Consider the following 1,042-nt stretch of genomic DNA (forward strand, 5'->3'; position numbering starts at 1 on the left):
TGGCTATTTTCTCGTGGTTCAAAAGGATAATAAGTAACATGAATCAGCGTACGGTTCAGCCCGCTTAATGCACCTAAGGCATTGGAGAACGTCAAATCTTTCCACTCAGGCGTGTATAAATAAAAATTGCGTTCCCCCCAGCCTAAACCAATATGCGTTATTTGAGGATTAGCAGAGAGCGTGTCTTTCGGATTGACGACATCCGACCAATCAAAAATATCATTCTTCAGCGGCATGACTACATCAGTATGCACGCCGTTACTGACTAAAAATAAAGTAATTTCTCCTTTGGGCTGCTCTTCATTAAGCGGCAATGAAGCCATCATCCAAGCAGACAAAAAATACAATAGGGCAAAAATAGGGATTATCAGCGCTATTTTGCCGATTTTCTTAAGGATGTGAAGGAAGGAGCGCATTCGTTTTTTTAAAGGCAATTAAATTTGAAGGTGTGTATTTTCTATTAAATTTGTACTTTTTTCATTAGAAATGAGTGGGTAGTAGGTATCTTGCGACTAATGATAAAAATGGTTGTTTAATTAAAATGGGATACCAAATCTCATCTCAATCCATGTTGGAACGCTTATTTTGCAGAGCTGCTGACTTGTTTCATCCAGGCGAACAGTTCGTCCAAGTCATAATCGCCGCCGTGGCCGACATCCCAAGGCAGGGCGTAGTCGACGGTTTGGCCGTTATTTTGCAGTTTGGCGGCTAAGATGGCGGAGACTGCCAGTGAGGTGTCGCGATCGTTAGTGCCGACGCGGATTCGCCAGTTTTGCGGCAGGTTTACGCCTGGTTTGCCGATGTAGTTGAGCGGGTTCATGATTTTAATGGTTTCTTCATCTGCGATTTCGGCGTTGGCGGCGGTATTGTGTTGCATGGAGAACGCGGTAAAGTGGCGTTTGTCGACGGTATTGGTGCCGAAGAGTTGGTTTTCGCCTGCGCTTAAATCTACGCCGTCAAAGGCCGGCGGTGTTTTTTGGCGGCCGGCGGCTTTGGCGTAGGCATCGAAATCGACGGAGACGACTTTGCCTTTGCGGACGGT

1 protein-coding gene and 1 pseudogene are annotated in these 1,042 nt (G+C 45.8%); both read right to left on the minus strand.

What is annotated here, in order from left to right; translation table 11 throughout:
- Positions 1-416 (minus strand): DUF2459 domain-containing protein (locus ACTHS3_RS14395; protein WP_440368295.1); only part of this gene is annotated, 416 nt, incomplete at its 3' end.
- Positions 417-580: 164 nt separating this feature from the next.
- Positions 581-1,042: pseudogene (locus ACTHS3_RS14400) on the minus strand (subtype B tannase); the annotation flags it as partial.

Source organism: Neisseria sp. P0009.S007 (genome assembly GCF_051962515.1).